The organism is Microbacterium sp. 22179 (assembly GCF_052045715.1).
GTDB classification, from domain to species: Bacteria; Actinomycetota; Actinomycetes; order Actinomycetales; family Microbacteriaceae; genus Microbacterium; species Microbacterium galbinum.
Window position 1 is genome coordinate 728,484 of the sequence record NZ_JBQEPJ010000001.1, and the last position, 26,956, is coordinate 755,439.

Genomic DNA, 26,956 nt, shown 5'->3' on the forward strand with positions numbered 1-26,956 from the left:
CCGACGAGCTGAACCGATATATCAGTCCCGTCGAGCGATGATCGTGTAGGTGCAGGGGAGCAGATCGCGCTGGTCTTCCGGCCATGCGTATCCTCCGGGCACCTCCACCATCCGCGGGCTGAATCGCCAGGGGAGTGTGCGGCCTTCATCGACGTGCACGATGCGCAGGCCAGCACCGAGAAGGGCGCCCAGGATCTCGGCGAGCGAGTGCGGCCACTCGTAGGTGCGCGTGTGCGATACGGTGCCGTCGCCCGCGTAGGTGCTCGCGTCGTCCCAGACCTGCGCCGACCCGTCGCCGAAGTACCGATAGCGCGCGGTGAGCGTCTCCGCGTCCTCGTCGAGCGTGTACAGCGCAGGATGCCCGTCGCGGATGAAGAACGTCCCGCCGGGGCGCAACAGCTTCTGGATCTGCTGGGCCCAACGGTCCAGATCGGAGAGCCAGCAGATCGTTCCGATGCTCGTGTAGACGACATCGAAGTCACCGGAGACCGCGGCCCTGGCGTCGAGCACGTCGGTTTCGACCCACTCGGCGTCGACGCCGTGCTCCTCGGCGAAGGCTCGTGCCGTCTCCAGGGCCGGCGCCGAGAAATCGACGCCGGTGACTCGTCGTGCACCGGCGCGCGCCAGCGAGACGGTGTCGGTGCCGATGTGGCACTGCAGGTGGCACACGTCGAGTCCGACGATGGATCGTGCGGGCAGGAAACGCTCGAGCACCGGGACGTCGTGGCGGACGACATCGCTGAGGTGCTCGGGGTCGTCGAACGACTCGCGGTCGTACGACACCGCGTGGAGCGGCACGCGGTCGTCCCAGTTCTCACGATTGGCATCGCGCGCCGCCGACCAGTCGATCTCCACGTGTTCGCCGTTCATGGGGATCAGCCTAGCGAAGCGGATTCCGTTATAACCGATAATGCACATTATGTCAGTTCATGTGAGAACACCCTCTCCCGACAGATTCCGTCCCCGACCCCGTCAAAGATACGGGGGTCGCAACTGGGCCTCCCGGATTCCCCATGTACCCGGAGGCATTGATGACGATCAGAGGATACGCCGCGTCCCTCGCAATCGCGTTGGTCGGGGTAGCGACTCTCTCGGGATGTTCGACGTATACCGCCCCTCTCGACGCGAAGCCGATCGAGGTCGTCGTGCCGGACACGCTCACTGCTCCCGGAGCGAGCGTCGCTGTCGGTGAGACGCTGCGGGTGCCCGGCCTCGCGTACACGGATGACGGAACCGTGTCAGACCGGGAACCCGCAGAGCTCGGCCTCACGGTCACCGACGTGTCCTGGCCCGCTGAAGCGTTGTTCGACCAGTTCGACAACGCTGACGAGTTCGCCGGTTACGAGCCCGTGGTCGTCGCCTTCCAGGTCGACTCCCCCGCTGGTGAGGATCGTCACGGATTCAGTCTCGGAGAGGTCTACGGGGTCCTCTCCGACGGCGAGTACGCCGAGCAGTTGCAGGGCGACTTCGGCATCGAGACCGGCGGGTTTCCGATAGGGCGCGACCTCGATGAGGCCTGCTATCGAGGCGAGGTGCCAGACCCTTGGACCTCCGAACTCGGTTGCGTGGTCATGCTCGTCCCCGACGGGCAGACACTCGACTCTCTCGGATGGGATGCTCTCGGCTTCAACGAGAGCAACCACTTCGCCGCTGACGACCCGAGGTTCCCCTACACGTCCGCACCATTGACGCTCGAGATCTCACAGCCCTCACACCCCTGACAGCCCATCACTAACCCCGGAAAGAGACACCCATGGACCCATACGCACTCGGACAGCTCGTCGTGATCGTCACCATCGTTGCGCTCATCGTGTGGTTGATCGTTCGCGCCATCATCAAGGTCGTGAGATTCAACGTGATCAAGAAGAAGAACGGCGCAGAAGCTGCCCAGCAGTTCTGGGACGCGAAGAAGAAACCCCGTAACTCACGTCGCTGAGAACCGCCATCCGAGAGTCCGACTCACTCGTCTGCGATGGGGACTTCTCCCCTGGTTCCTACGGGGCGTACGTCGTCGGCGTGTGGTTGACTGGCTCGCGGTTCACATTCGTATGCCGATTCATCGGCTCACTCCACGGGGGAAGAAAATGAAACGTCAGATCGCAGCCTGGACTATCGCCGTCGTCGCGGTCCTCGGAATCGCCGGATGCTCCGGCACGCCGAGTGCCGATTCCGACAGCTCGACATCGAGCGAGAGCTCCGCCCCCGCCGAGCAGACCACGGATCAGTCCGTCGCCGACGCCTGCGCATCCGTGGGAAGCCAGATCTCGGGCGTCGCGACCGAGCTGTCCTCGCTCGACATGAGCGCGGCGATGTCCGACCCCGAGGGAACCGTGGCCACGTTCACCGAGACCGTCGATGCGATCGGTGCCGCCGCGGAGTCCGTCTCCAACCAGGAGGTCAAGGATGCCGTGACCGCGGTGCACGAGGACTTCACGTCGCTGCGCGATCTTCTCAAGCGGGTCCTGGTCGATCAGGACACGTCCGCCGCCGCGGAGGCGTCGACGCTCACGACCGACATCCAGGAGTCGACTCAGGCGTTCTCGGCGCTCTGCGCCGGCTGAGCACCCAGATCCTCGGGGCCCGGCGAGCGATTGCGCGCCGGGCCCCGTCGTCTGCGTCGAGGCCGCGGTGACGCGAGTAGCGTGGAAGGGTGACGCACGCTCCCCTCTCCCCCGTCTCGAACCCCGGGTGGCGAGCCTGGCTGATCTGGTCGGTGGGCGTCGCGGCCTACGTCGTCGCCATCACGAACCGCACGTCGTTGGGCGCCGTCGGCGTCGACGCGGCCGATCGTTTCCAGGCGGATGCCTCCACCCTCGCTCTCTTCGCGGTCGTGCAGCTCGCGGTGTACGGGGGTATGCAGATCCCGATCGGTGTACTCCTCGACCGGTACGGCTCGCGTCCGATCATCACGATCGGGATGTTCCTGATGGCGGCGGGTCAGTTGGTGATGGCCTTCTCCCCCAGCATCGGCATCGCGATCTTCGCCCGTGTGCTGCTGGGTGCCGGCGATGCGGCCGTCTTCCCCGCGGTGCTCCGATTGGTCGCGGTGTGGTTCCCCGCCCAACGCGGTCCCGTGATGGTGCAGTTCACGGGCATCATCGGACAGGCGGGGCAACTGGTGGCGCTCGTCCCTCTGGCCGCTCTCCTGCACGCCACGAGCTGGACGATCACATTCGGGAGTATCGCCGGGCTGGGCGTGCTCTTCACGATCCTCGTCGCTCTGGTCATCCGCAACCGCCCCGCCGAGCAGGACACCGATGTGACGGTGAACACCGACACCGGAGTGGTGCGCGTGGTGACCTCGGCGATCGACACCGGTGTCGGCATCCGCGCCGCTTGGGCGCACCCGGGAACGAGGCTCGCGTTCTGGTCGCACTTCACGACTCCGTTCGCGGGTACGGCATTCATCCTGCTCTGGGGAATGCCGTTCCTCACTGCCGCGCAAGGTCTCACGGCGGCACATGCCGCGGGACTCATATCCGTATATGTCGTTGCGGGCATGATCTTCGGTCCGATCATCGGAGACCTCTCGCGTCGGCTCCCGAACCATCGGTCGCTCGCTCTCGTGCTCCCCGCGGTGGGACTGCAACTGATCGCGTGGTGCGCCGTGATCGCATTGCCCGAGGCCGCACCGATCTGGCTGCTCTACGTTCTCGCGATCGCCCTCGCGACCGGTGGCCCGGCGTCGATGATCGCCTTCGACCACGCCCGCACCCATAACCCCTCGCATCGGCTGAGCACCGCCACGGGCGTCACGAACGCGGGAGGATTCATCGCCGCGCTCATCGCGATCTTCCTGATCGGACTGTTGCTCGACCTCCAGGGCGCGGGCACGCCCGAGACCTATTCGCTCGACGCGTTCCGCGTTGCCTTCCTCGCGCCGATCCCGCTCTGGATCATCGGGTGCGTGTTCATCGTGATCGAGCGCAAGCGCACGCGGGTCCGGATGGGACTCGACCCGGAGCGACGTCGCCGCTAGACGCGTCGCCTCCGAACTGTCTATCTCAGACGGCGCGGAGCAGAGGGAGGAAGGTCTCGAGGATGAGCTCGACGCTCACGTGTTCGGGTACCTCGGCGTCACCGGCCTCGAACTCGGCGAGTTCGATCCCGCGCACGGAGCCCGCGGGGAGCGCCGCGAAGATCGACGCGATCTGGTGGGGCAGCATCCCCTCCCCGACGCGATAGGCGGCGGGAATGTACCCGGGCTCGAGCACGTCCCAATCGACGTGGATCCAGACGGGCCGGCCGTCGATGAGCTCGAGAACGCGCTCGGGCGTGCTGTCGGCGGGGGCGAGAACGCGCACTCCGGCGCGGGCGAGGAGGTCACCTTCGGCCGGATCGATGTCACGTCCGCCGACGACGATCACCCGGGTCGGGTCGATCCCCGCGCCGTGTCCGCTGTCCCACAGCCCCAGGCCGCGGCGAGCACCATGCCGCCGAGATAACCGGAATCGGTCGTGTCGGGCGTGTTGAAGTCGCCGTGCGCATCGATCCAGAGCACGACGGCATCCGCGTGCCGCTCCGCGACGGTCGGGAGCGTGCCGAGGCTCGCGGCGCACGTGTTGGTCGCGAGCAGCGGCACGGTCCCGGCGTCGATGGCGCCGGCGACCGCGTCCCGCAGGCCGTGCAGCGTGTCGTTCGCTTCGGGAAGAGCCGTGCTCCAGTCGTCGGTGCGGGAGGGACTCGGCGTGCCGATCGTCGTCGCAGGGGTCCGGAGCAGCGTAGACAGTGCATCGCCGACGCGACGTGCGCCCACGATTGCGCCGTCCGTGCGGTCGGCCACGCGGCCCTGGGAGACGATGAGAGAGAACGCTGCAGGCATCCTCCCACTCTCCCACGCGGCGCGGATGGGGGCCAAAACCGTCCCCGTCACCGCTTTCGTGGCGTCCATCCCGACGGCGAGGTGCCGTCCTGCAGCGCCCGCTCGCGGTCGACCGCGTCGGACCAGCCCTGCGCAGCTCCGTCGCCATCGAAGCCGCCGCGCGCGACGCGCATCCCCACATCGGGGTGATGCATCCGAGGGGCTCCCCCGCGGCGGACCGAGGCGCGCACACTCCAGGCGTCGTCGGCGAAGCCGCCCCCGCGGAACGTGCGGTACTCGTCGTAGCGTGCGGGGTCGAGCAGGTCCCAGCACCACTCCCACACGTTGCCGAGGGTGTCGAACAGGCCGTACAGGTTCGGGATCTTGCCGCCGACCGGTTGCGGGGCCGTCACGCCATCGGCGGCTGTCCAGGCGGCATCCGCGAGCGGCGCGTAGTGGGGGCCCACGGACCCCGCCCGGCACGCGAACTCCCACTCCGCCTCCGTGGGCAACCGGAACCCCTCGGACGAGACGTCCCAGCTGACGTCCTCCCCGTCGAACAGATAGGCGTGCTCGAGCCCTTCCCACTCCGAGAGCGCGTTGCAGAAGTGCACGGCCCGCAGCCAGCTGATGTCGGTCGCCGGTCGGCGGGGATGCGGAGCGGCAGCGTCGAGGACCTCGGCCATCTGCTCCTGGGTCACCGGGTAGACACCGATCTCGAAGGGCTCGAGATCCACCGGACGCTGCGTCTTCGTGCGCGCATCCTGCAGCACGATCGAACCGCCGGGGATGCGGCGCAGTTCGATGTCGCTCGTCACCCCGGAGTCCGCTCGGTCCACACCGGGTACTTCGCGGTCCGGCCATCGCCCGACGACGTGCGCGTGACCCGACGCCGGACCCAGGGGCCGACGTGCTGTCGGTAGTAGGCGAGCCCGCTCGGTCCCGCTCCCCCGCGCTCGCTCGGTGCCCACCAGGTCTCGGGCGGTTCGTACCCCAGCGCGTGCAGCACGCGCGCCGCGACCCGATGATGGCCCGCGGCGTTCATGTGCAGGCGGTCCTCGGACCAGTACGCGCTCTGCGCGAGTTCCCGATCGGGCCAGTTCAGGGCGCGCACCACGTCGGGGCGATCGGCGACGCGTCGCAGCACCGCCTCGGAGAGCTGATCTCCGCGGCGCTGGATCAGGGCCCCCATCGGAAGCTGTCCACTGGGGTTCGCGCCGGAGAGCAGGATCATCGTGACGCCCTCCTCGTCGCATCGGCGGAGAACGCGGCTGAACGCGTCGGCGATGTGCTCGAGGTCGGTGCGCGGTCGGAGCATGTCGTTGCCCCCGCCGTTGAACGACAGATGCGTGGGACGCAGCGCCAGAGCGGGTTCGAGCTGCTGCTCGACAATCGGCCACGCGAGTTTGCCGCGGATCGCGAGATTCGCGTACTGGATCGGATGCCCGGCCGCATCGGCCCACCCCTGGGCGGCGATATCGGCCCACCCGCGCTCGCGGCCGTCGGGAAGAACATCGCCGACCCCCTCGGTGAAGGAGTCCCCGATCGCCACGAAACGCACGTCTGCCATCGGACAAGCCTATTCCTGCGGGACCGGACCCCGTACCGATCCCGCAGGCCCGATCAGGCGCGCTTGTCGAGCAGAGCGCGCACGCGCGGGATGACCTCGCTGCCGTAGAGCTCGATGCTGCGCATCATCGCCTCGTGCGAGAGCGTTCCGGTGGCGTACTTCAGGTCGAATCGGCCCAGCCCGAGGGTGGTGATCGTGTCGGCGATCTTCGCGGCCACCCGGTCGGGAGAACCGGCGTAGATCGCCCCCTCCGGCCCGATGTCGTTCTGGAAGCGGGCACGGCTGTACGCGGGCCAGCCGCGTTCCTTGCCGATCGTGTTGTTCATCGCCTCGAAGCCCGAGTACGCGGCGTCCCATGCCTCCGCATCGGTGTCGGCGATGTGGCCGGGCGAATGAACGGCGATCGGGTGCTTCGTCGTTCCGAAGGAGTCGACCGAGCGGTGATACAGATCGACGAACGGCCGGAATCGCGCGGCCGGGCCGCCGATGATGGCGAGCATGAGACCGAGTCCGTGGCGTGCGACGCGCACCACGGACTCCGGGCTGCCGCCCACACCCACCCAGGTCCGCAGACCCTTCTCCGTCTTCGGGAACACATCCGCGTTCTCGAGCGACGCGCGCATGGACCCGGACCAGGTCACCGGCTGCTCCTTCAGGAGCTCGACAAAGAGCTCGAGCTTCTGCTCGAACAGTGCGTCGTAGTCGCGGAGGTCGAAACCGAACAGCGGGAAGGATTCGATGAACGAGCCGCGACCGAGCACGACCTCCGCGCGACCGTTCGACACGGCATCGAGGGTCGAGAACCGCTCGAACACGCGCACGGGGTCGTCGGAGGACAGAACCGTGACCGCCGTGCCGAGGCGGATGTTCTCGGTGCGCGCGGCGATCGCCGAGAGCACCATCTCGGGAGCCGACACCGCGAACTCCTTGCGGTGGTGCTCCCCTACCCCGAAGAAGTCGACGCCCACGGCATCCGCCATCTCTGCCTGCGCGATGACGTTGCGGATCGTCTGGGCGCCGCTGAGGAGGGTGCCCTCGGCGTCGCGGGTGATGTCGCCGAACGTGTCCAGTCCGAATTCGATGCTCATGTCATGCCTTCCTATTCAGGTGAATGAACATCGCCGGAGTGTCGGACATTCCCGTCATCGTGGAAGCAGCACACCACGCAGGGTGTCGAGACCGACGCCGCCGATGTCGAGCGCACGCTTGTGGAATGCCTTGAACGAGAAGTCCTCGCCCTCCTGCTGCTGAACGGCCTCGCGCACCTGCTCCCAGATGCGCTGTCCGACCTTGTATGACGGAGCCTGCCCCGGCCAGCCCAGGTACCTGTTGACCTCGAACTGCACGAACTGGTCGGACATGTTGACGTTCTGGCGCATGAACTCGAGCGCGTAGTCGGCATCCCACACGCCCGCTCCGTCGAGACGCGGCTTACCGAGGTGCACGCCGATGTCGAGCACGACACGTGCCGCACGCATGCGCTGACCGTCGAGCATCCCCAGCCGGTCGGCCGGGTCGTCGAGGTACCCGAGCTGCTCCATCAGGCGCTCGGCGTAGAGCGCCCACCCCTCGGCGTGACCCGAGGTGCCGGCGAGCAGGCGACGCCAGGAGTTGAGCTCGGAACGGTTGTAGACGGCCTGCGCGATCTGCAGGTGATGACCCGGCACACCCTCGTGGTACACGGTGGTGAGTTCGCGCCAGGTGTCGAACTCCGTCACACCCTCCGGAACGGACCACCACATGCGTCCGGGGCGCGAGAAGTCGTCGGTGGGCCCCGTGTAGTAGATCCCGCCCTCCTGGGTCGGCGCGATCATGCACTCGATCGTGCGGATCGCCTCGGGGATGTCGAAGTGCGAGGCGGCCAGCTCGGCGACGGCGCGGTCGCTCGTCTCCTGCATCCAGCGCTGCAGCGCATCGGTGCCGACCAGTTTGCGCGCGGGATCGGCCTCGAGATGCGCCACGGCTTCTTCGACCGTGGACCCCGGCAGGATCTCGTTCGCGATCGCGGTCTGTTCGGCGACCATCCGGGCGAGTTCCTCGCGTCCCCACTCATAGGTCTCGTCCAGGTCGATCGTGGCTCCGAGGAATCGGCGCGAGTTGAGCGCGTAGAGCTCGCGACCGACCGCGTCGACCTCGGTGGCCTCGGGCACGAGTTCCTCGGCGAGGAACCGTCGCAGTTCGCCGTATGCGACGCGCGCGGCGGCCGAGTTGTCGGCCAGGGTGCGCGCGAGGGATGCCGGAAGCTGGCCGCTCTCGGGCGTGGCATCGGCCACGAAAGCGGCGAAGAAGCCGTCATCAGCCGTGTACCGGTCGATCTGGGTCGCCACCTCGACGACCTGTCGGCGGGCCGGCGTCACTCCGCGCGCGATGCCCTCGCGCAGCGTCTCGGTGTAGCCGCGCAGCGCGTCGGGCACCGCGGCGAGGCGCGTGGCGATGACCGACCAGTCGTCGGCGGATGCCGTGGGCATGAGGTCGAATGCCGAACGCACATCCTGTGCCGGTGAAGCGATGACGTTGAGGTCGCGCAGATGCCAATTCGCCTCGTGGAGTTCCAGCTCGAGACGCAGCTCGGCGCCGAGGTCGGCCTTCGTGACCTCGTCGATCGTGTCGACCGGCTCGAGGGCCGTGAGCGCGTCGAGTGTCTGCCGTGTCGCCGCTGCGATCGCCTCGTGGCCGGCCGGACTCAGATCGCCGAAGCGGTCGTTGACCTCGTCCCGCCCGATGTAGGTGCCGAGCGTCGGAGCCAGCTCGACCAGAGTGTCGACCCAGTCCTCGGCGACCTTGTCGATGGCGGTGGGAGTGCGCGGGATGGAAGTCATGCGATCCACACTAATCCTCGGACGCCGCCGGCCGTGGTCAGTGTGCGGCCTCGTTCCAGTCGTGCCCGCGCCCCACCTGCACGTCGAGCGGCACCGACAGATCCGCGGCGTCGCCCATGCGCGTGCGCACGATGCGCTCGGCGGCATCCCACTCCCCCGGGGCGACCTCGAGCACGAGCTCGTCGTGGATCTGCAGCAGCACCCGCGAGCGGAGCCCTTCGCGGCGGATGTCGTCGTGGATGTGGAACAGCGCGATCTTCATGATGTCGGCGGCGCTGCCCTGGATCGGGGCGTTCAGCGCTGCGCGCTCGGCGTTCTCCCGCAGCACGCGGTTCGGGCTGGCGAGGTCGGGGAACGGGCGACGGCGTCCGAAGATCGTCTCGGTGTAGCCGACCTCCTTGGCCGCGAGAACGGAGGCGCGCAGGTAGTCACGCACGGCGCCGAAGCGCGCGAAGTACTCGATCATGAGCTGCTTCGCCTCGGACTGCTCGATACGCAGCTGCTTCGAGAGGCCGAACGCCGAGAGGCCGTAGACCAGGCCGTACGACATCGCCTTGACCTTGGTGCGCATCGCGGCGGTGACATCGCCCGGCTCGACCCCGAACACCCGAGCGCCGACGAACCGGTGGAGGTCCTCTCCGCTGTTGAAGGCTTCGATCAGGCCCTCATCGCCCGACAGATGCGCCATGATGCGCATCTCGATCTGGGAGTAGTCGGCCGTGAGCAGCGCTTCGTAGCCGTCGCCGACCTGGAACGCGCTGCGGATGCGCCGCGATTCCTCGGTGCGCACCGGAATGTTCTGCAGATTCGGGTCGGTGCTCGAGAGCCGCCCGGTCTGGCTTCCGGTCTGCACGTAGGTCGTGTGGATGCGCGCGTCGTCGCCGATCGCCGTGTCGAGCGACTCGATGATCTGACGCAGTTTGGTGGCCTCGCGGTGCTGCAGCAGCAGGTTGAGGAACGGGTGCGGGTTCGACTCCTGCAGGTCGGCGAGCACGGCGGCATCCGTCGAGTAGCCCGTCTTCGTCTTGCGCGTCTTGGGCAGCTGGAGATCTTCGAAGAGAACCTCCTGCAGTTGCTTGGGCGAGCCGAGGTTGAACTCGCGGCCGACGATGCCGAACGCCTCCTGAGCGATGCCCTCGGCGCGGGTCGCGAGTTCGCCGGAGAACGTCGACAGCACCTCGTGGGAGACCGCGACCCCGGCCAGTTCCATGTCGGCCAGCGCGAGCAGCGTGGGCAGCTCGATGTCGGTCAGCACGGCGGCCACCGACTCGGGGATGTCGTCGCGCAGCGCGGTCGCGACGCGCAGCGCGAACCACGCCTCCTGCGCGGGGGTCGCCCCCTCGGTCTCGGGCACGAGCTGAGACGGGTCGGCCTCGGGGAGCTTCTCACCGAGGTAACGCTCGACCAGGTCGCCGAGAGTCTTGTCGGGGAAGCTCGGGCGCAGGAGCCAGCCGGCGAGGCTCGTGTCGTACGCGAGACCGCCGAGGCGGATGCCTGCTCGGTTCAGCGCCTTCAGCTGACCCTTGGCGTCGTGCAGGACCTTGGGGCGATCGGACTCGAGCCAGGAGCGCAGCTCGTCGGCCGCGGCATCCGTCCAATCGGTCTCGCGAAGCTCAGAGTCGGACGCGACCCCCAGACGGACCGGAAGCCCGCTCTGCGTGAGCACACGGAGCGCGAGCTCGCCCTGCACGGCTTCCGCCCACGTCGCGAGTTCGGCAGCCACCACCTGCTGCGGAACCGGCAGCTCGACCACCGCGGCCGGGTCTTCGGCGACCTCGCCGGCGCCGACGGCTTCGAACACGCGCGGCAGCAGTGTGCGGAACTCGAGGCGCGCGAAGATGTCGCGCACGGCCTGCGCGTCGATGGGAGCGACTGCCAGATCGTCGGGTGCGACGGGGAGCTCGACGTCGGTGAGCAGACGGTTGAGCTTGCGATTGCGGCGCACGTCGTCGATGTGATCGCGCAGGTTCCCTCCGACGACACCCTTGATCTCCTCGGCACGAGCGAGCAGATCGTCGAGCGACCCGAACTGCGTCAACCACTTCACGGCTGTCTTCTCGCCCACCTTGGGCACGCCGGGCAGATTGTCGCTGGTCTCGCCCACGAGCGCGGCGATGTCGGGGTACTGCTCGGGACGCACGCCGTAGCGCTCCTGCACGGTCACCGGGTCGTATCGCTTGAGCTGCGACACGCCCTGCACCGATGGGTACAGCAGCGTGACGTCGTCGTTCACGAGCTGGATGGTGTCGCGATCGCCGGAGACGACGAGCACCTGATAGCCCTGCTCCGCCCCCTGCGACGACAGGGTGGCGAGGATGTCGTCGGCCTCGATGCCCTCTTTCGTGAGCACCGGGATCGACATCGCCGCGAGGCAGTCCTGCAACAGAGGGATCTGACCGCGGAACTCCTGCGGCGTCTCGGACCGCGTCGCCTTGTACTCGGGGTACTCATCGGTGCGGAACGAGTGCCGCGAGGTGTCGAACGCGATCGCCATATGCGTCGGCTGCTCGGCCTTGATGAGGTTCACCAGCATCGACAGGAACCCGTAGATCGCGTTCGTGTGCTGGTTGTCCTTGGTCGTGAAGTTCTCGACCGGCAGCGCGAAGAAGGCGCGATAGGCGAGCGAATGGCCGTCGACGACCATGAGGGTAGGCTTTGCGGAGTCCGTCACCCTGTCAGCCTAACGAGGACCACGGACACGCGCTGAGGAGGATGCATGAGCGACGTCGCGACGAGCGAAGGACTCGAGTGGGCCACGGCCCGTGGAATGGGCGCCCTGGCCGAGAAGATGGGCATCGAGTTCACCGAGTTCAGCATCGAGCGCTCGGTCGGCACGATGCCGGTCGAGGGCAACACCCAGCCGGTGGGCCTTCTGCACGGCGGCGCATACGTGGTGCTCGGCGAGTCACTGGGGTCGATGGCGGCCAATCTGCACGCGGGCCCCGGGCGGCTGGCGGTCGGTGTCGACATCAACGCCACGCACACGCGTTCCGCGACCTCGGGGATCGTGACCGGGGTGTGCACGCCGATTCATCTCGGACGCAGCATCGCGGTGCACGAGATCGTGGTGACCGACGATCAGGGACGCCGCTGCTCGACCATCCGCATCACCAACATGATCAAGGACGCCCCGAAGGCTCGGTGATCCCCTCATCCAGCAGCCGCTGGAAGAGGACGTGGTCTTGCCACTCCCCCGCGATCTCCAGATAGCGCGGGGCGATGCCGATGCGGGTGAAGCCGTTCGCGGCGAGTACCCGCTGGGACGCGGCGTTGTGCAGCAGCGTCGCCGCCTGTACGCGGTGCAGTCCCAGGGAATCGCGCGCGTGGCGGAGCACCGCGGCGACCGCGCGCGTCGCGAGTCCGCGTCGCGTCGAGTCCGCGGCGATCCAGTAGCCCAGATCCCCGCTGAGGAACGGCCCGCGCACGATGCCGTTGAGGTTCATCCTGCCGACGATCCGCTCGTCGGGTGCCGTCACCACGAATCGGATGCTGCGCCCCGTCTGCGCTTCGGCGACGGTGCGGCATACATCCCGCTCCTGCCACTCCTCCGTGAAGAACTCCTCGGAACGAGCGGGTTCCCAGGGAGCGAGGTGGGCGCGATCGGCCGCGTACGCGCGCGCGAGAGCAGCGCCGTCGCCCGTGCGGACCGGACGGAGAGTGTGCTCGGGATCGAGCCGGAACACTACTTCTTCGGAGCGAGCTGCTCGATGATCGCCTTGGCGACGTCCTGCATCGTGAGACGACGATCCATCGACGCCTTCTGGATCCAGCGGAACGCCTCGGGCTCGCTGAGCCCCATCTTCTCGTTCAGCAGGCCCTTGGCGCGATCGACGAGCTTGCGGGTCTCGAAGCGCTCGACCATGTCGGCGACCTCGGCCTCGAGCGTGATGATCTGCTCATGACGCGCCAGTGCGATCTCGATCGCCGGCAGCAGGTCGTTCGGCGTGAACGGCTTGACCACGTAGGCCAGGGCGCCGGCCTCGCTCGCGCGCTCGACGAGCTCCTTCTGGCTGAAGGCGGTCAGCAGCACGACCGGGGCGATGTTGCCCTTGTGCAGCTTCTCGGCGGCGCTGATGCCGTCGAGCTGAGGCATCTTGACGTCCATGATGACGAGGTCGGGACGCAGTTCGGTCGCGAGCGCGACAGCGGTCTCGCCGTCGCCGGCCTCTCCCACCACGTCGAAGCCGTTGTCGCGGAGGATCTCGACGATGTCGAGACGGATCAGCGATTCGTCCTCGGCGACGACGACGCGTCGGGGTGCGGATGACGTGGGCTGTTCAGCCAGTTCTTGCTCGGTCACGTACCCATCCTACTGGAGTGCGTCTCCGCCACGGCCGTGCGCGTCGGCACGGCGTCGGGACGGCTCCTTCTGCGCTACAGTCGTAGTCGCGATACACGGGCCGGCGTGGCGGAATGGCAGACGCGGAGCACTCAAAATGCTTTGTCCGAAAGGGCGTGTGGGTTCGAGTCCCACCGCCGGCACACAGACAGATCGACTCATCCTGCCATGAGTTCGAGTTCCTCGACGACCCGCGGATCGGCGAGGATCCGGAAGTGCCCTCCGGTGTCGAGTCGGACGTTCTTGGCGCCCGGCAGCTCGCTCCCCTCAGGGATGTGCGGGTCGAATCCCGCGTAGATCGAAACGATCCGCGCGTTCGCATCGACACTGCGGGAGAGCGCGACGATGCCCGGATCCTCGGGCGAGAACGCACGCAGGGTGCGCGAGGGGATCCGCCTCGCGTAGCGCGAACCGCGGAACGGCGTCGCGACCGCGAGCATCGCTCGAACGCGAGCGCCCTCCCGCCCGGTCATCACCATCTTCCCGGCCAGTCCCCCTTTGCTATGGGCGACGAGGATCACGTCATGCAGATCGTTCTCGTCCAGATAGCCCTCGACGAGCGCCGCCATCTCTGCGACCGGACGCTGGCTGCGCTCCAGCGTCTCGAGCACGTGAACCCTGTGTCCTCGGTCGTTGAGTCGAGCGACCAGCGGCTCCAGGAATCGCCACGTCTCATAGACACCGGGGAGGATGACCAACGGTGCACGCTCCCCCTCGGCGTAGGCCTCCGCGCTGCTCCGACTCAGGAACGCGCGCGCCTGCCAGTACCCTGCGTAGGCGTAGTCGGCCGCCCACCAGGCTGCCTTGCGGATCGCGCAGTCCGTCATCGCTCCCCGTCATCGCTCGCGAGCGCGCGGGCGCGAGCAACGCCGGCGTGGTCGAGGATCGCTGAGCACACCGCCCGTGGTTCCGAGCGATGCACCACGTGACGACCGCCGGGGATCTCGACGAGATGCGAGACGACCGCTCGGTCACGAAGGCGGCGGCACCACGCCGACCCGGCGATGGGATCGTTCAGGCCTCGGATCACCAGCACCGGCATGAGAAGCCCTCCGACGACGTCCTCCAGCGCGTACCGCAACATGTGCCGCGCCTGTGCGAGGTACCACGGCACCCCGCACCGCAGGTAGTCCGCGAAGACGAGGGCGTTCGTCGCCGGGCTCTCCCCCACGCTGTCGAGCGCGAGCGCGAACGCCTGGGCAGGGAGCGAACGGTGCTCGTCGTCCGCGACCGGGCCGATCAGCACCAGGGAACGGACGAGATGCGGCGCGAGGTGGGCGACCTCTGCAGCCCATTGCGCGCCCATCGAGTGCCCCACGAGGATCACGGGGCCGCCACAGAGGATCGGGAGGAGTTGTATCAGCAGCCGGGCCATCCGACCGATGTCGACATCCTCACGGGGTTTCGGCAACCCGCCGAACCCCGGCAGATCCACCGCCACGACGGGGGCTTCCGCGGACAGCATCCGCAGAAGGCGTCGATGGTACCGGTGCGACATGCCGATGCCGTGCACCAACACCACCGTCGGGACCGGCGCGGTCGGGACCAGCGGGTGGTGCCGGGTCGTACCCGTGACGATTCCGAAGACGGTTCCGTCGAGAACGAGACGGCGACGGCGGAGATCCATGTTCGCACGCTACCCGTGCGAGGCGATGTGCGTCACCGGGTTGACGTGGCGGACGACGAAGGGGCGGAGCCGAAGCCCCGCCCCTTCACGACCCTCGGGTCAGACGCCTTCCTTGTAGATGGGAGCAGCGCCGTTGACGGCGTCTCCGACCTTGTGGACGCGGATGTCGTTGGTCGAACCCGCGATTCCGGGAGGGGACCCGGAGATGACGACGACCTTGTCGCCCTCGACGGCGAGGCCGTTGGAGAGCAGGTAGTCGTCGACCTGCAGGTACATGAGGTCGGTGTGCTGCACCATCTCGACGAGCGTCGACTGGATGCCCCAGGTCAGCGCCATACGACGACGGATGTCGGGCTCCGGCGTGAACGCGAGCATCGGGATGCGCGAACGCAGGCGCGACAGGCGACGAGCGCTGTCACCGGACTGCGTGAACACGCAGAGGAACTTCGCCTCGACGAACTCCGCGACCTCGAGGGCGGCGAGCGTGATCGCGCCGCCCTGCGTGCGCGGCTTGGTCGTCAGCGGCGCGATGCGCTCCAGGCCGTGCTCTTCGGTCGACTCGACGATGCGGGCCATGGTCTCGACGGTGACGACCGGATAGTCGCCGACGCTGGTCTCGCCCGAGAGCATGACGGCATCCGCACCGTCGAGCACGGCGTTGGCGACGTCCGAGGTCTCGGCGCGCGTCGGGACCGGGCTGTTGATCATCGACTCGAGCATCTGCGTCGCGACGATGACGGGCTTCGCGTTGCGGCGAGCGAGCTCGACGGCGCGCTTCTGCACGATCGGCACGGCTTCGAGCGGCAGCTCGACACCCAGGTCACCGCGGGCGACCATGATGGCGTCGAACGCGTCGACGATGCCCTCGAGCGCGTCGACCGCCTGCGGCTTCTCGACCTTGGCGATCACGGGGACGCGCACGCCCTCCTCCGCCATGATCTCGTGCACGCGCGTGACGTCCTCCGCGTTGCGGACGAAGGAGAGGGCGATCAGGTCGGCGCCGATGCGCAGACCCCACCGGAGGTCCTCTTCGTCCTTCTCGCTCAGCGCCGGAACGTTGACCGCGACGCCGGGGAGGTTGATGCCCTTGTTGTTCGAGACGGCACCGGCGACGACGACCTTGGTGGTCACCGTCACGCCGTCGGTCTCGACGACCTCGACGCGCACCTTGCCGTCGTCGATCAGGAGGTAGTCTCCCGGCTTGACGTCCTGGGGCAGGCCCTTGAAGGTCGTGCCGGAGATGTCCTTGTTGCCGACGATGTCTTCGGTCGTGATCTTGAAGATGTCGCCCTGGGCGAGCTCGTAGGGGCCGCCCTCGAACTTGCCCAGACGGATCTTCGGCCCCTGCAGGTCGACGAGGATCGCGACCGCGCGTCCCGAGTCCTCTGCGGCGCGCCGCACGTTCGCGTAGTTGTTCTCGTGCACGGAGTAGTCACCGTGGCTGAGGTTCAGGCGCGCGACATCCACACCGGCGTCGATCAGCGCACGCACGGTCTCATAGGTGGAAGTTGCGGGGCCCAGGGTGGCGACGATTTTCGCGCGTCTCAACAGATTCTCCAGGGGATAAAGGGATAGAACTCGGGCGACACTGCCGGCCTCAGCCTACGCGGGCTGAAGGCCGATAGCGACATCGTGCGGCTGAACGGGAGACGGCAGAACGGTGCTGCCCATCAGGTACAGGTCGACGCTCGCGGCCGCGGCGCGGCCCTCGGCGATGGCCCACACGATGAGCGACTGTCCGCGTCCGGCATCACCCGCGACGAACACGCCCGGGATGGTGGACTCGTAGGTCGCGTCGCGCCGGAAGGCACCGCGATCGGTGAGCTGCGGACGGGTGTCCTCGGTGAAGCCGTCGGTCTCGGGACCGGTGAAGCCCATTGCGATCAGCACGAGGTCCGCGGGGATCTCGCGCTCCGTGCCGCTCTTGGGCACGCGGCGTCCGTCGATGTACTCGGTCTCGGCGACGCGCAGTGCGCGCACCTCTCCGACCTCGTTCGAGAGGAACTCCACGGTCGACGCGAGGAACACGCGCTCCCCGCCCTCCTCGTGGGCGGAGGAGACCTCGAACACGGTCGGCATCATCGGCCACGGCTGGTGGTCGGGGCGCGTGTCGCTCGGCTGCTTACCGATCGCGAGGTTGGTCACGCTCAACGCACCCTGGCGGTGCGCGGTGCCGATGCAGTCGGCTCCGGTGTCTCCACCGCCGATGACGATGACGTGCTTGCCCTCGGCCGAGATCTGGTCGGTGACCGTGTCTCCGGCGACGGCATGGTTCGACTCGACGAGGTACTCCATGGCGAAGTGCACGCCGTCGAGGTCGCGGCCCGGGATCGACAGGTCGCGGGGAACCGTCGAACCGGTGGCGATGACGACCGCGTCGTACCGGGCGCGCAGGTCGGCCCACGAGATGTCCTTGCCGATCTCGACGCCCGCGCGGAAGCGGGTGCCCTCCTCCTGCATCTGGCGCAGGCGCGACTCGAGCTGCCCCTTCTCCATCTTGAAGTCCGGGATGCCGTAGCGGAGCAGGCCGCCGATGCGGTCGTCGCGCTCGAAGACGGCGACGGTGTGCCCGGCGCGCGTGAGCTGCTGCGCGGCGGCGAGTCCGGCCGGGCCGGAACCGACGACCGCGACGGTCTTGCCGGTCAGGCGCTCCGGAGGCTGCGCCTCGACCCATCCCTTGGAGAAGGCCTCGTCGATGATCGAGACCTCGATCTGCTTGATCGTCACGGCGGGCTGGTTGATGCCCAGCACGCAGGAGCTCTCGCAGGGCGCCGGGCACAGACGGCCTGTGAACTCCGGGAAGTTGTTCGTCGCGTGCAGGCGGTCGATCGCCGCGCGGCCTTCGCCGCGCCACGTCAGGTCGTTCCACTCCGGGATCAGGTTGCCCAGCGGGCACCCCGAGTGGCAGAACGGCACGCCGCAGTCCATGCAACGGCCCGCCTGGCGGCGGAGCACCGCCTTATCGCCCGGCTCGTAGACCTCTTTCCAGTCCATGATGCGGACGGGAACCGGACGGCGGGCGGGGAGCTCGCGCTCGGTTACCTTCAGAAAGCCTTTGGGATCAGCCACCGGTCACCTCCAGGATGCGGTTCCAGACGATGTCGCCGTCGGGGTCGATCCCCTCGGCCACTGCCTCCTCGCGCATGCTGCGCACGGCGGCGAAGTCACGCGGGAGGACCTTGACGAACTCCGCCGAGACCTCGGCGAAGCGGTCGAGGAGTTCGGTGCCGAGCGGCGACGCAGTGCGTTCGACGTGCTCGACGAGGAGACTGCGCAGCACCTCGAGATCGGCGCGGTCGAGCGGCTCGAGGAGCAGCTCGCCGCTGCCGAGGGACTGCGCGTTGATCTTGGCGGTGTCGAGCGCGTGCACGTACGCCACTCCCCCGGACATACCGGCGCCGAAGTTGCGGCCCGTCGAGCCCAGGATGACGGCCAGACCACCGGTCATGTACTCGAGCGCGTGGTCGCCCACGCCCTCGACGACGGCGGTGGCACCGGAGTTCCGGACGAGGAAGCGCTCGCCCACGACGCCCGAGATGAACATCGTGCCCGCGGTCGCTCCGTAGCCGATGACGTTGCCGGCGATCACGTTCTCCTGCGGAGCGATCTGCGAGCCGCGGGGCGGCCGGATCGTGATGTCGCCACCGGAGAGGCCCTTGCCGACGTAGTCGTTCGCGTCGCCCTCGAGCCGCAGCACGATGCCCTGCGGCATGAAGGCGCCGAGCGACTGCCCGGCGGTGCCGTGCAGAGTGACGTCGATCGTGCCGCGGGGCAGCCCGGCCGCGCCGTGACGCGCCGTGACCTGGTGGCCCAGCATCGTGCCGACCGCACGCTCGGTGTTGGCGATGGGCAGCTCCACGACGACGGGCTCTCCGTTGAGGAGGGCGTTCTTCGCGATGTCGATGAGCTGCACGTCGAAGTGCTTCTCCAGCTCGTGGTCCTGCGTCCGGCCGCTGCGACGCGGCTCGCCGGCCGGGAAGACCGGTCCCTCGAGCACGGGCGTCAGATCGAGGCCGTCGGTCTTCCAGTGCTCGATGGCCGCGTTCGTCTCGAGCAGCTCGGCGCGTCCCACGATCTCGTCGATCGAGCGGAATCCGAGCTCTGCGAGCAGCTCACGCACCTCTTCGGCGATGAACTCCATGAAGTTCACGACGAACTCGGGCTTTCCGGTGAACCGCTCGCGCAGCGCCGGGTTCTGCGTGGCGACGCCGACGGGGCAGGTGTCGAGGTGGCAGACGCGCATCATGATGCAGCCGCTGACGACGAGGGGCGCGGTCGCGAAACCGAACTCCTCGGCGCCGAGCAGCGCGCCGATGATGACGTCACGACCGGTCTTCAGCTGCCCGTCGACCTGCACGACCACGCGGTCGCGCATGCCGTTGAGCATGAGGGTCTGCTGGGTCTCGGCGAGACCGAGCTCCCACGGCGTTCCGGCGTGCTTGAGGGAGTTCAGCGGGCTGGCACCCGTTCCCCCGTCGTGGCCGGAGACGAGGATGACGTCGCTGAGCGCCTTCGCGACGCCGGCCGAGACCGCGCCGATGCCCGACTGGCTGACCAGCTTCGTGTGGATGCGCGCCTCGGGGTTGGCCCTCTTCAGATCGAAGATGAGCTGCTTGAGGTCCTCGATCGAGTAGATGTCGTGGTGCGGTGGCGGCGAGATGAGGCCGACACCCGGGGTGCCGCCGCGTGTGCGCGCCACCCAGGGGTACACCTTCTGCGGCGGCAGCTGACCGCCCTCGCCGGGCTTGGCGCCCTGCGCGAGCTTGATCTGGATGTCGTCGGACTCGGTGAGGTACTGGCTCGTCACGCCGAAGCGACCCGAGGCCACCTGCTTGATCGCGCTGCGGCGCTCCGGGTCGAGCAGACGCTCGGAGTCCTCACCGCCCTCACCGGTGTTCGACTTGCCGCCGATGCGGTTCATCGCGATCGCCAGCGTCTCGTGCGCCTCCTGGGAGATGGAGCCGTAGCTCATCGCTCCGGTCGAGAAGCGCTTGACGATGGCGGAGACGGGTTCCACCTCGTCGATCGGAACCGGCTTGCGGGTTCCGGTGCGCAACGTGAACAGACCGCGCAGGGTCTTGAGCTCCGCCGCCTGGTCGTCGACGAGCTTGGTGTACTCGCGGAAGATGTCGTAGCGGCGGGTGCGCGTGGAGTGCTGCAGCTTGAACACCGTCTCCGGGCTGAAGAGGTGGGGCGAGCCGTCGCGGCGCCACTGGTACTCGCCGCCGGTCCACAGGCGCTCGTGCGCACGGGCCGCGGCATCCTCCGGATAGGCGTAGTCGTGACGGGCCTGGTTCTCGGCGAAGACCTCGTCGATGCCGATCCCGCCGAGCTTCGACTCGGTGCGGGTGAAGTAGGCGTCGATGAACTCCTGGCTGAGGCCGACGGCCTCGAACACCTGCGCGCCGGCATACGACGACACCGTGGAGATGCCCATCTTCGACATGATCTTGAGCACGCCCTTGCCGAGCGCGTAGATCAGGTTGCGGACGGCCTTCTCCGGCGAGATGCCGGTGATGTAACCGGTGCGCACGAGGTGCTCGACCGTCTCCATCGCCAGGTAGGGGTTCACGGCGGACGCGCCGTACCCGATGAGCGTGGCCACGTGATGGACCTCGCGCACGTCTCCGGCCTCGACGATCAGGCCGACCTTCATGCGGTTCTCGCGACGGATGAGGTGGTGATGCACCGCCGCGACCATCAGCAGCGACGGGATCGGGACGAGATCCTTGTTCGAGTCGCGATCCGACAGGATGATGAACTCCGCGCCCGCCTCGATCGCCGCATCGACCTCTGCGCACATCTCATCGAGACGATCGGTGAGCGTCTGGGGCCCGGCGTCGAAGTGGTAGAGACCGCGGATGGTGACGCTCGAGCGGTCGGGCAGCGCCTTGTCGATGTGGCGGATCTTGGCGAGCTCGTCGTTGTCGATGACCGGGAAGTCGAGCGACACCGTGCGGGTGTGCTCGGGGCCCCACGACAGCAGGTTGCTCTCGGGACCGAGTCCGAGCTTGAGGCTCGTGACGACCTCTTCACGGATCGAGTCCAGCGGCGGGTTCGTCACCTGGGCGAACTGCTGCGTGAAGTAGTCGAACAGCAGACGAGGACGCTTGCTGAGCACGGCGATGGGCGTGTCGGAGCCCATGGCACCGAGCGGCTCCGCGCCGTTCTGGCCCATCGGGGTCAGGAGGATGCGGACCTCTTCCTCGGTGTAGCCGAACGTGCGCTGGCGGCGCGTGATGGATGCCGGCGGGTGCACGATGTGCTCACGCTCGGGCAGTTCGGCCAGACGCACGGAACCCGCGTCGAGCCACTCCTGCCACGGCTGCTGAGTGGAGAGCTCGCGCTTGATCTCCTCGTCCTCGACGATCCGGCGCTGCGCGGTGTCGACGAGGAACATCTTCCCCGGGCGCAGGCGACCGCGGCGCTTGATGCGCTCCGGCTCGAAGGTGAGGACGCCGGTCTCGGAGCCGATGACGATGAGACCGTCGGTGGTCTCCGTCCAGCGCCCCGGACGCAGACCGTTGCGGTCGAGCGTCGCGCCGACGAGCGTGCCGTCCGTGAAGATGAGTGCGGCCGGGCCGTCCCACGGCTCCATCTGGTTCGAGTGGTACTCGTAGAAGGCGCGCAGCTCCGGCGTGATGTCGGTCTGCTTCTCGTACGCCTCGGGAACCATCATCATGATGGCGTGCGGCAGGCTGCGGCCGGTCAGCGTGAGCAGCTCCAGAACCTCGTCGAAGGAGGCGGAGTCGCTGGCGCCGTCGGTGCAGATCGGCAGCAGGGGGCGCACGTCACCGAGCAGTTCGGACTCGAGCTGCGACTGACGGGCGCGCATCCAGTTGCGGTTGCCGCCGACGGTGTTGATCTCGCCGTTGTGGGCGAGCATGCGCAGCGGCTGCGCGAGCGGCCACGACGGGAAGGTGTTTGTCGAGTAGCGGGAGTGCACGACCGCGAGCTCGGAGGCGAAGCGCTCGTCCTGGAGGTCCGGGTAGAACGGCTCGAGCTGGAGTGTCGTGACCATGCCCTTGTAGCCGAGCGTGCGGCTCGACAGCGACACGAAGTAGGCGCCGAGCTCATGGCCTGCGCGCTTGCGGAGACGGTAGGCGACTCGGTCGAGCGCGATGTCCGTGAGGGGCGCATGCGCGTGGGTCGTTCCCCCGGCGCTCACGAAGAGCTGCTCGAAGGCGGGACGGGCCTCGTCGGCCAGCTTGCCGAGGTGCTCGTTGACCGTGGGGACCTCGCGCCAGCCGAGGACGCGCAGGCCCTCGGCGCGGGCGATCTTCTCGATGCCGGCCTTCTGCTGGCGGCGATCGCTGGAATCGCGGGGCAGGAACGCGAGCCCCGCGGCGTACTCCCCCACCGGCGGCAGGTCGAAGTCGGTGACCGCGCGGAGGAACGCATCCGGCATCTGGGTCAGGATGCCCGCTCCGTCACCGGTGCCGGCATCCGAGCCGATCGCACCGCGGTGCTCGAGGTTGCGCAGCGCCTCGAGCGCGAGCGCGATGATGTCGTGCCCGGCGTAGCCGCGCAGCGTCGCGACCATGGCCAGGCCACAGGCATCCTTCTCGAACGCCGGGTTGTACATGCCCTGCTTCGGGGGATAAGCGCCGGAGGCGCCGTAAGGGGGCTGGAAGTACACCAGTTACCGTCCTCAGATATTCAAGTGACACCGGGGACGACGTTGGCCCGCTCGTTCAGTGCAATGGTTCTCTCGCGCCACGAGGTGGCGGCTATCGGGAGCCGTTCTCGCTCGTGGGAGCGGTGCTTGTGGCGGTAGCTCCTGCGGTGACGTCGTCTGCCGGAGGCTCGCTCACGTCCACGAAGTCAGAGGGATTGTCCTGCGATTGTACATCAGCGTCGTCCTGGTCCTTCCGCGACCGGCCGGGCACGTACGGCGACGGCTCGAGTCCGGGGTGGCGACGCGTCTGCACGACGAGGATCACGAGACCCACGATGATGCCGAGGATCGCGGCTGCGACGTTGCTTCGCAGGCCGAGGATGATCTCGCTCGGATCGATGCGGATCGACTCCCAGACGACGCGTCCTGCGCTGTACCAGATGAGGTAGATCGCGAAGAGGCGGCCCCACTGGAAGAACAGCTTGCGACCGAGCCACAGCAGCACGATGACGCCCAGGCCGTTCCAGATGACCTCGTAGAGGAAGGTCGGGTGGAAGAGCGTGCCCTCCGGGAGTCCGGGCGGGAAGGCGCTGTTCGTCGACTCGATCTCGAGTCCCCAGGGCAGATCGGTCGGGAGGCCGAAGAGCTCGTGGTTGAACCAGTTGCCGAACCGGCCCATCGCCTGCGCGAGGAGCAGTCCCGGCGCGAGGGCGTCGGCGAAGGTCCAGAACCGGATGCCGGTCCACTTGCAGCCGAGGTACGCACCGACTGCACCGCCGATGAGGGCGCCGAAAATGGCGATGCCACCCTCCCAGATCGCCCAGACGGATCCCGGCTGGAACGGGTTCCAGGTGTTGATGCCCTCGCCGAAGTAGTCGTTCGGGTGGGTGGCGACGTGGAAGATCCGCGCACCGATGATGGCGAGCGGGACCGCGAGGATCGAGATGTCGATGACGACCCACGGCTCCGCTCCGCGCTTGGTGAGGCGGTGGTTGGTCAGCAGCGTGGCGACGATGATCCCCGCGATGATGCACAGCGCGTAGTAGTGGATCGTGAGCGGCCCGAGAGTGAAGGACGACACGGGCGGGCTCGGGATGCTGGTGAGCACGCCGGTGAGGGTGCTGTGGAGCGCGAGGGACATGAGTGCGATCCTACTTCTCGGTGACGGGGCGCGACGACGACGTGCCGTCCGCCAGGGTTCGGGTGACCTCGGCGAGAGCGTCGAGGCCCCCGTCGCGGAGGGCGCGGACGAGCGCCGTACCGACGATCGCACCGTCGGCGTACTCGGACACCGCGGCGATCTGCTCGGGCGTGGAGATGCCGATCCCGACGCAGGCACGGGTGGCGCCCTGTGCGCGCAGGCGCCCGACGAGGGTACGGGCGGCGCGGTCCAGTTCGTCCCGCTCCCCCGTGATTCCCATGGTCGAGACGGTGTAGACGAAACCGGTGGACGAACGCACGACCAGGGCGAGTCGTTCATCGGACGAGGTCGGCGCGGCGAGGAAGACCCGGTCGAGGCCGGTGCGCTCGCTCGCGGCGACCCACTCGTCGGCGACCTCGGGCGTGATGTCGGGGGTGATGAGCCCCGCCCCACCGGCGGCGAGCAGGTCGTCGGCGTACCGGTCGACGCCGTACTGCACGACCGGGTTCCAGTAGGTCATGACGAGGACCGGAACATCGGTGGCCGCGGTGATGGCGCGCAGCGCGGTGAAGAGATCGGCCGTCCGGAAGCCGGCGGCCAGCGCGGCGGTCGTCGCCTCCTGGATGACGGCGCCGTCCATGACCGGATCACTGTAGGGCGGTCCGAGCTCGATGATGTCGACCCCGTTGCGGGCGAGGGTGATCGCCGCCTGGATGCTCGTCTCGAGATCGGGGTAGCCGACCGGGAGGTAGCCGACGAAGACCTTGCGTCCCTCGGACTCCGCCTTCTCGAAGGCGCGCTCGATGCGACTCACTGATCTCCTCCATCGGTCGTCGAGGCGTCGTAGAGGTCGAAGTAGGTCGCGGCCGTCGCCATGTCCTTGTCCCCGCGTCCCGACAGGCACACCGCGATGACGGCATCCGGTCCGAGTTCGCGTCCGATGCGCAGCGCACCGGCGAGAGCGTGGGCCGACTCGATGGCCGGGATGATGCCCTCGGTGCGGCTGAGCAGGCGCAGCGCCTGCATCGCCTCGTCATCCGTGGCGGGGATGTATGTGGCTCGCCCGATGTCGGCGAGCCACGAGTGCTCCGGCCCGACCCCCGGGTAGTCGAGGCCGGCCGAGATCGAGTGGGACTCGACGGTCTGGCCGTCGCCGTCCTGCAGAACGTAGGTGCGCGAACCGTGGAGCACACCCGGACGGCCGCGCTCGATCGACGCCGCGTGCCGCGGGGTGTCGACGCCGTCGCCCGCGGCCTCGACGCCGTACAGTCGCACGCCTTCGTCGTCGAGGAACGCGTCGAACATGCCGATCGCGTTGGAGCCCCCGCCGACGCACGCCACGACGGCGTCCGGAAGGCGTCCGACCTCGGAGAGGAGCTGCTCGCGCGCCTCTTCGCCGATGATCTTCTGGAAGTCTCGGACCATCGCCGGGAACGGGTGCGGACCCGCGGCGGTGCCGAAGATGTAGTTGGTTGTCTCGACCGAGGCGACCCAGTCGCGGTAGGCGTCGTTGATCGCGTCCTTGAGGGTGCGCGAGCCCGAGGTCACCGCGACGACCTCTGCACCGAGCAGCCGCATGCGCGCGACGTTCAGTGCCTGGCGCTCGGTGTCGACCTCGCCCATGTAGATCGTGCACTCGAGTCCGAAGAGCGCCGCGGCGGTGGCAGTGGCGACACCGTGCTGCCCCGCACCGGTCTCGGCGATGACGCGGGTCTTGCCCAGGCGCTTCGTCAGCAGCGCCTGCCCCAGAACGTTGTTGATCTTGTGCGAACCCGTGTGGTTGAGGTCCTCGCGCTTGAGGAAGACGCGCGCTCCCCCGGCGTGCTCGGCGAAACGCGGCACCTCGGTGAGGATCGACGGGCGCCCGGCATAGGAGGTCAGGAGCGCGGCGAGTTCCGCACGGAATTCCGGATCGGCGACTGCGGCCTCGTAGGCCGCCGTCAGTTCGTCGATCGCCGCGATGAGCGATTCCGGCATGTACCGGCCACCGAAGCTTCCGAAGTACGGACCATGCTGTTCACGCAGGCTCATTCGCCGGCCTCCAGGAAAGTGGTGAGTGTCGCGACCGGGTCCCCGGTGACGAGCGCCTCGCCGATGAGGACGACGTCGGCGCCCGCACCCCGGTAGTGAGCGACGTCGGCGGGTGTGAGGACCGCGGACTCGGCGATCTTGATCGCGGAGTCCGGGATGCGGTCGGACAGTCGTCCGAAGAGATCGCGATCGAGCTCGAGCGTCGTCAGGTCGCGTGCGTTCACCCCGATGAGCGGTGCACCGAGATCGATCGCCGCCTCCAGCTCGTCGGCGGAGTGCGTCTCGACGAGCGGCGTCATACCGAGCTCGCCGATGAACCCGAAGAGCTCCCGCAGCACGGCAGGCTCCAGTCCGGCGACGATCAGCAGCACCAGGTCGGCGCCGGCGGCGCGTGCTTCGAGCACCTGATAGCGGGTGGCGATGAAATCCTTGCGCAGCACCGGCAGCGATACGCGGGCGGTGACGGCCTCGAGGTCGGCCAGACTGCCACCGAAACGACGCTCCTCGGTCAGCACGCTGATCGCCGACGCACCGCCGGTCTCGTACAGCGAGGCCTGGAGTGCCGGATCGGGGATGTCGGCGAGTGCCCCGCGCGACGGACTCGCACGCTTGACCTCGGCGATGATCTTCACTCGCTCCGCGGGGGCGAGGAACGACAGCGCATCCTTCGCGGCGGGCCGCGCGAGGGCTTCGCGCTCGACCTGCGCCAACGGACGCGACAGGGCGCGACGCTCGGCGTCTGAGACAGCGCCGGCCGTCAGGTCGGCGAGAACCACTAGTGCGCCTTCGGCGAGTACTTGGGGCCCTTCACGCCGTAACCGGCCTTGGCGAGGATCCAACCGACGAGCGCACCGATCGGGATCAACGCGGCCGTGATCCAGACGAGGGTCGGCTGCTCGAAGCAGAACGCGACCGTGGCGGCGGTGAAGCCGATGAGCATGATCACGACAGCGGTCCAAGCCGCAGGCGAGTGTCCGTGGCCGGGGTCGGCGATCGGGTTGGTCATGGTC

Annotated in this window: 25 protein-coding genes and 1 tRNA gene; 6 read left to right on the top strand and 20 right to left on the bottom strand. The window is 68.2% G+C overall.

Annotated features, from left to right (window positions below; all coding sequences use genetic code 11):
- Positions 1-21: 21 nt before the first annotated feature.
- The gene (locus tag ACTJKK_RS03560) at positions 22-870 is read right to left on the bottom strand and encodes a class I SAM-dependent methyltransferase (protein ID WP_440747028.1); all 849 of its coding nucleotides are present in this window, start codon (positions 868-870) and stop codon (positions 22-24) included.
- 275 nt (positions 871-1,145) lie between these two features.
- Here ACTJKK_RS03560 and ACTJKK_RS03565 point away from each other — a divergent pair, with 275 nt between their 5' ends.
- The 4 genes from ACTJKK_RS03565 (at position 1,146) to ACTJKK_RS03580 (ending at position 3,979) form a co-directional block, all read left to right on the top strand.
- Entirely contained in the window at positions 1,146-1,721 is a 576-nt protein-coding gene (locus tag ACTJKK_RS03565) for a hypothetical protein (RefSeq protein WP_440747029.1), read from the top strand.
- 32 nt (positions 1,722-1,753) lie between these two features.
- Positions 1,754-1,936 carry a FeoB-associated Cys-rich membrane protein gene (locus ACTJKK_RS03570; RefSeq protein WP_440747030.1) on the top strand — a complete coding sequence of 61 codons (183 nt, stop codon included), beginning with the start codon at positions 1,754-1,756 and terminating at the stop codon, positions 1,934-1,936.
- A 148-nt stretch (positions 1,937-2,084) separates the two neighbouring features.
- Positions 2,085-2,561 carry a hypothetical protein gene (locus ACTJKK_RS03575; protein ID WP_440747031.1) on the top strand — a complete coding sequence of 159 codons (477 nt, stop codon included), beginning with the start codon at positions 2,085-2,087 and terminating at the stop codon, positions 2,559-2,561.
- Positions 2,562-2,650: 89 nt separating this feature from the next.
- Positions 2,651-3,979 carry an MFS transporter gene (locus ACTJKK_RS03580; protein ID WP_440747032.1) on the top strand — a complete coding sequence of 443 codons (1,329 nt, stop codon included), beginning with the start codon at positions 2,651-2,653 and terminating at the stop codon, positions 3,977-3,979.
- A 25-nt stretch (positions 3,980-4,004) separates the two neighbouring features.
- Here the strand turns inward: ACTJKK_RS03580 and ACTJKK_RS03585 are convergent, their stop codons facing one another.
- Genes ACTJKK_RS03585 through polA form a run of 7 tightly spaced genes read right to left on the bottom strand, consistent with a single transcriptional unit; the run spans position 4,005 to position 11,861 of the window.
- Positions 4,005-4,367: an arginase family protein gene (locus ACTJKK_RS03585; protein ID WP_440747033.1), complete on the bottom strand. Its 363-nt coding sequence runs from the start codon at positions 4,365-4,367 to the stop codon at positions 4,005-4,007.
- Positions 4,364-4,822 carry an arginase family protein gene (locus tag ACTJKK_RS03590; RefSeq protein ID WP_440747034.1) on the bottom strand — a complete coding sequence of 153 codons (459 nt, stop codon included), beginning with the start codon at positions 4,820-4,822 and terminating at the stop codon, positions 4,364-4,366. Before ACTJKK_RS03590 ends, ACTJKK_RS03585 begins: the two co-directional genes overlap by 4 nt.
- Positions 4,823-4,869: 47 nt before the next feature.
- Positions 4,870-5,619 (bottom strand): formylglycine-generating enzyme family protein, encoded by a 750-nt coding sequence (locus tag ACTJKK_RS03595; RefSeq protein WP_440747035.1) that lies wholly within the window; start codon positions 5,617-5,619, stop codon positions 4,870-4,872.
- Positions 5,616-6,371: an SGNH/GDSL hydrolase family protein gene (locus tag ACTJKK_RS03600; protein WP_440747036.1), complete on the bottom strand. Its 756-nt coding sequence runs from the start codon at positions 6,369-6,371 to the stop codon at positions 5,616-5,618. The genes ACTJKK_RS03595 and ACTJKK_RS03600 overlap by 4 nt, the downstream gene beginning before the upstream one ends.
- Before the next feature lie 53 nt (positions 6,372-6,424).
- Complete coding sequence (locus ACTJKK_RS03605) at positions 6,425-7,459, bottom strand: LLM class flavin-dependent oxidoreductase (RefSeq protein WP_247632215.1); 1,035 nt, start codon at positions 7,457-7,459, stop codon at positions 6,425-6,427.
- 54 nt (positions 7,460-7,513) lie between these two features.
- Positions 7,514-9,190 carry a DUF885 domain-containing protein gene (locus ACTJKK_RS03610; RefSeq protein ID WP_440747037.1) on the bottom strand — a complete coding sequence of 559 codons (1,677 nt, stop codon included), beginning with the start codon at positions 9,188-9,190 and terminating at the stop codon, positions 7,514-7,516.
- 37 nt (positions 9,191-9,227) lie between these two features.
- Positions 9,228-11,861, bottom strand: coding sequence for a DNA polymerase I (gene polA / locus ACTJKK_RS03615; RefSeq protein WP_247956163.1), 2,634 nt, complete (start codon positions 11,859-11,861; stop codon positions 9,228-9,230).
- A 45-nt stretch (positions 11,862-11,906) separates the two neighbouring features.
- Here polA and ACTJKK_RS03620 point away from each other — a divergent pair, with 45 nt between their 5' ends.
- The gene (locus ACTJKK_RS03620; protein ID WP_247632212.1) at positions 11,907-12,335 is read left to right on the top strand and encodes a hotdog fold thioesterase; all 429 of its coding nucleotides are present in this window, start codon (positions 11,907-11,909) and stop codon (positions 12,333-12,335) included.
- On the opposite strand, the gene ACTJKK_RS03625 is transcribed toward ACTJKK_RS03620, so the two are convergent.
- Positions 12,310-12,873 (bottom strand): GNAT family N-acetyltransferase, encoded by a 564-nt coding sequence (locus ACTJKK_RS03625; RefSeq protein ID WP_440747038.1) that lies wholly within the window; start codon positions 12,871-12,873, stop codon positions 12,310-12,312. The two genes, ACTJKK_RS03620 and ACTJKK_RS03625, sit on opposite strands and share 26 nt — an antisense overlap.
- Positions 12,873-13,490 carry an ANTAR domain-containing response regulator gene (locus ACTJKK_RS03630; RefSeq protein WP_247622473.1) on the bottom strand — a complete coding sequence of 206 codons (618 nt, stop codon included), beginning with the start codon at positions 13,488-13,490 and terminating at the stop codon, positions 12,873-12,875. Before ACTJKK_RS03630 ends, ACTJKK_RS03625 begins: the two co-directional genes overlap by 1 nt.
- 99 nt (positions 13,491-13,589) lie before the next feature.
- Between ACTJKK_RS03630 and ACTJKK_RS03635 the strand changes: the two genes are divergently transcribed.
- Positions 13,590-13,672, top strand: a tRNA-Leu gene (locus ACTJKK_RS03635).
- Positions 13,673-13,687: 15 nt separating this feature from the next.
- Here ACTJKK_RS03635 and ACTJKK_RS03640 read toward each other — a convergent pair.
- The 10 genes from ACTJKK_RS03640 to ACTJKK_RS03685 all read right to left on the bottom strand — a co-directional run bounded on the left by ACTJKK_RS03640 (position 13,688) and on the right by ACTJKK_RS03685 (position 26,952).
- The gene (locus tag ACTJKK_RS03640) at positions 13,688-14,356 is read right to left on the bottom strand and encodes an esterase/lipase family protein (RefSeq protein WP_440747039.1); all 669 of its coding nucleotides are present in this window, start codon (positions 14,354-14,356) and stop codon (positions 13,688-13,690) included.
- Positions 14,353-15,156 carry an alpha/beta fold hydrolase gene (locus tag ACTJKK_RS03645; RefSeq protein ID WP_440747040.1) on the bottom strand — a complete coding sequence of 268 codons (804 nt, stop codon included), beginning with the start codon at positions 15,154-15,156 and terminating at the stop codon, positions 14,353-14,355. Before ACTJKK_RS03645 ends, ACTJKK_RS03640 begins: the two co-directional genes overlap by 4 nt.
- A gap of 99 nt (positions 15,157-15,255) precedes the next feature.
- Positions 15,256-16,704, bottom strand: coding sequence for a pyruvate kinase (gene pyk, locus ACTJKK_RS03650; RefSeq protein WP_247632209.1), 1,449 nt, complete (start codon positions 16,702-16,704; stop codon positions 15,256-15,258).
- A gap of 54 nt (positions 16,705-16,758) precedes the next feature.
- Entirely contained in the window at positions 16,759-18,225 is a 1,467-nt protein-coding gene (locus ACTJKK_RS03655; protein WP_247632208.1) for a glutamate synthase subunit beta, read from the bottom strand.
- Positions 18,218-22,741, bottom strand: a complete 4,524-nt coding sequence (gene gltB, locus ACTJKK_RS03660; protein ID WP_247957605.1) for a glutamate synthase large subunit — start codon at positions 22,739-22,741, stop codon at positions 18,218-18,220. The genes ACTJKK_RS03655 and gltB overlap by 8 nt, the downstream gene beginning before the upstream one ends.
- A gap of 145 nt (positions 22,742-22,886) precedes the next feature.
- Positions 22,887-23,915 carry a prolipoprotein diacylglyceryl transferase gene (gene lgt / locus ACTJKK_RS03665; protein ID WP_247956167.1) on the bottom strand — a complete coding sequence of 343 codons (1,029 nt, stop codon included), beginning with the start codon at positions 23,913-23,915 and terminating at the stop codon, positions 22,887-22,889.
- Positions 23,916-23,925: 10 nt separating this feature from the next.
- The gene (trpA, locus tag ACTJKK_RS03670; RefSeq protein ID WP_440747041.1) at positions 23,926-24,729 is read right to left on the bottom strand and encodes a tryptophan synthase subunit alpha; all 804 of its coding nucleotides are present in this window, start codon (positions 24,727-24,729) and stop codon (positions 23,926-23,928) included.
- Complete coding sequence (gene trpB, locus ACTJKK_RS03675; protein ID WP_440747042.1) at positions 24,726-25,946, bottom strand: tryptophan synthase subunit beta; 1,221 nt, start codon at positions 25,944-25,946, stop codon at positions 24,726-24,728. The genes trpA and trpB overlap by 4 nt, the downstream gene beginning before the upstream one ends.
- The gene (gene trpC, locus ACTJKK_RS03680) at positions 25,943-26,722 is read right to left on the bottom strand and encodes an indole-3-glycerol phosphate synthase TrpC (protein ID WP_440747043.1); all 780 of its coding nucleotides are present in this window, start codon (positions 26,720-26,722) and stop codon (positions 25,943-25,945) included. The genes trpB and trpC overlap by 4 nt, the downstream gene beginning before the upstream one ends.
- A complete protein-coding gene (locus tag ACTJKK_RS03685; protein ID WP_247622464.1) occupies positions 26,722-26,952 on the bottom strand; it encodes an HGxxPAAW family protein in 231 nt (76 codons plus the stop codon). Before ACTJKK_RS03685 ends, trpC begins: the two co-directional genes overlap by 1 nt.
- Positions 26,953-26,956 lie beyond the last annotated feature (4 nt).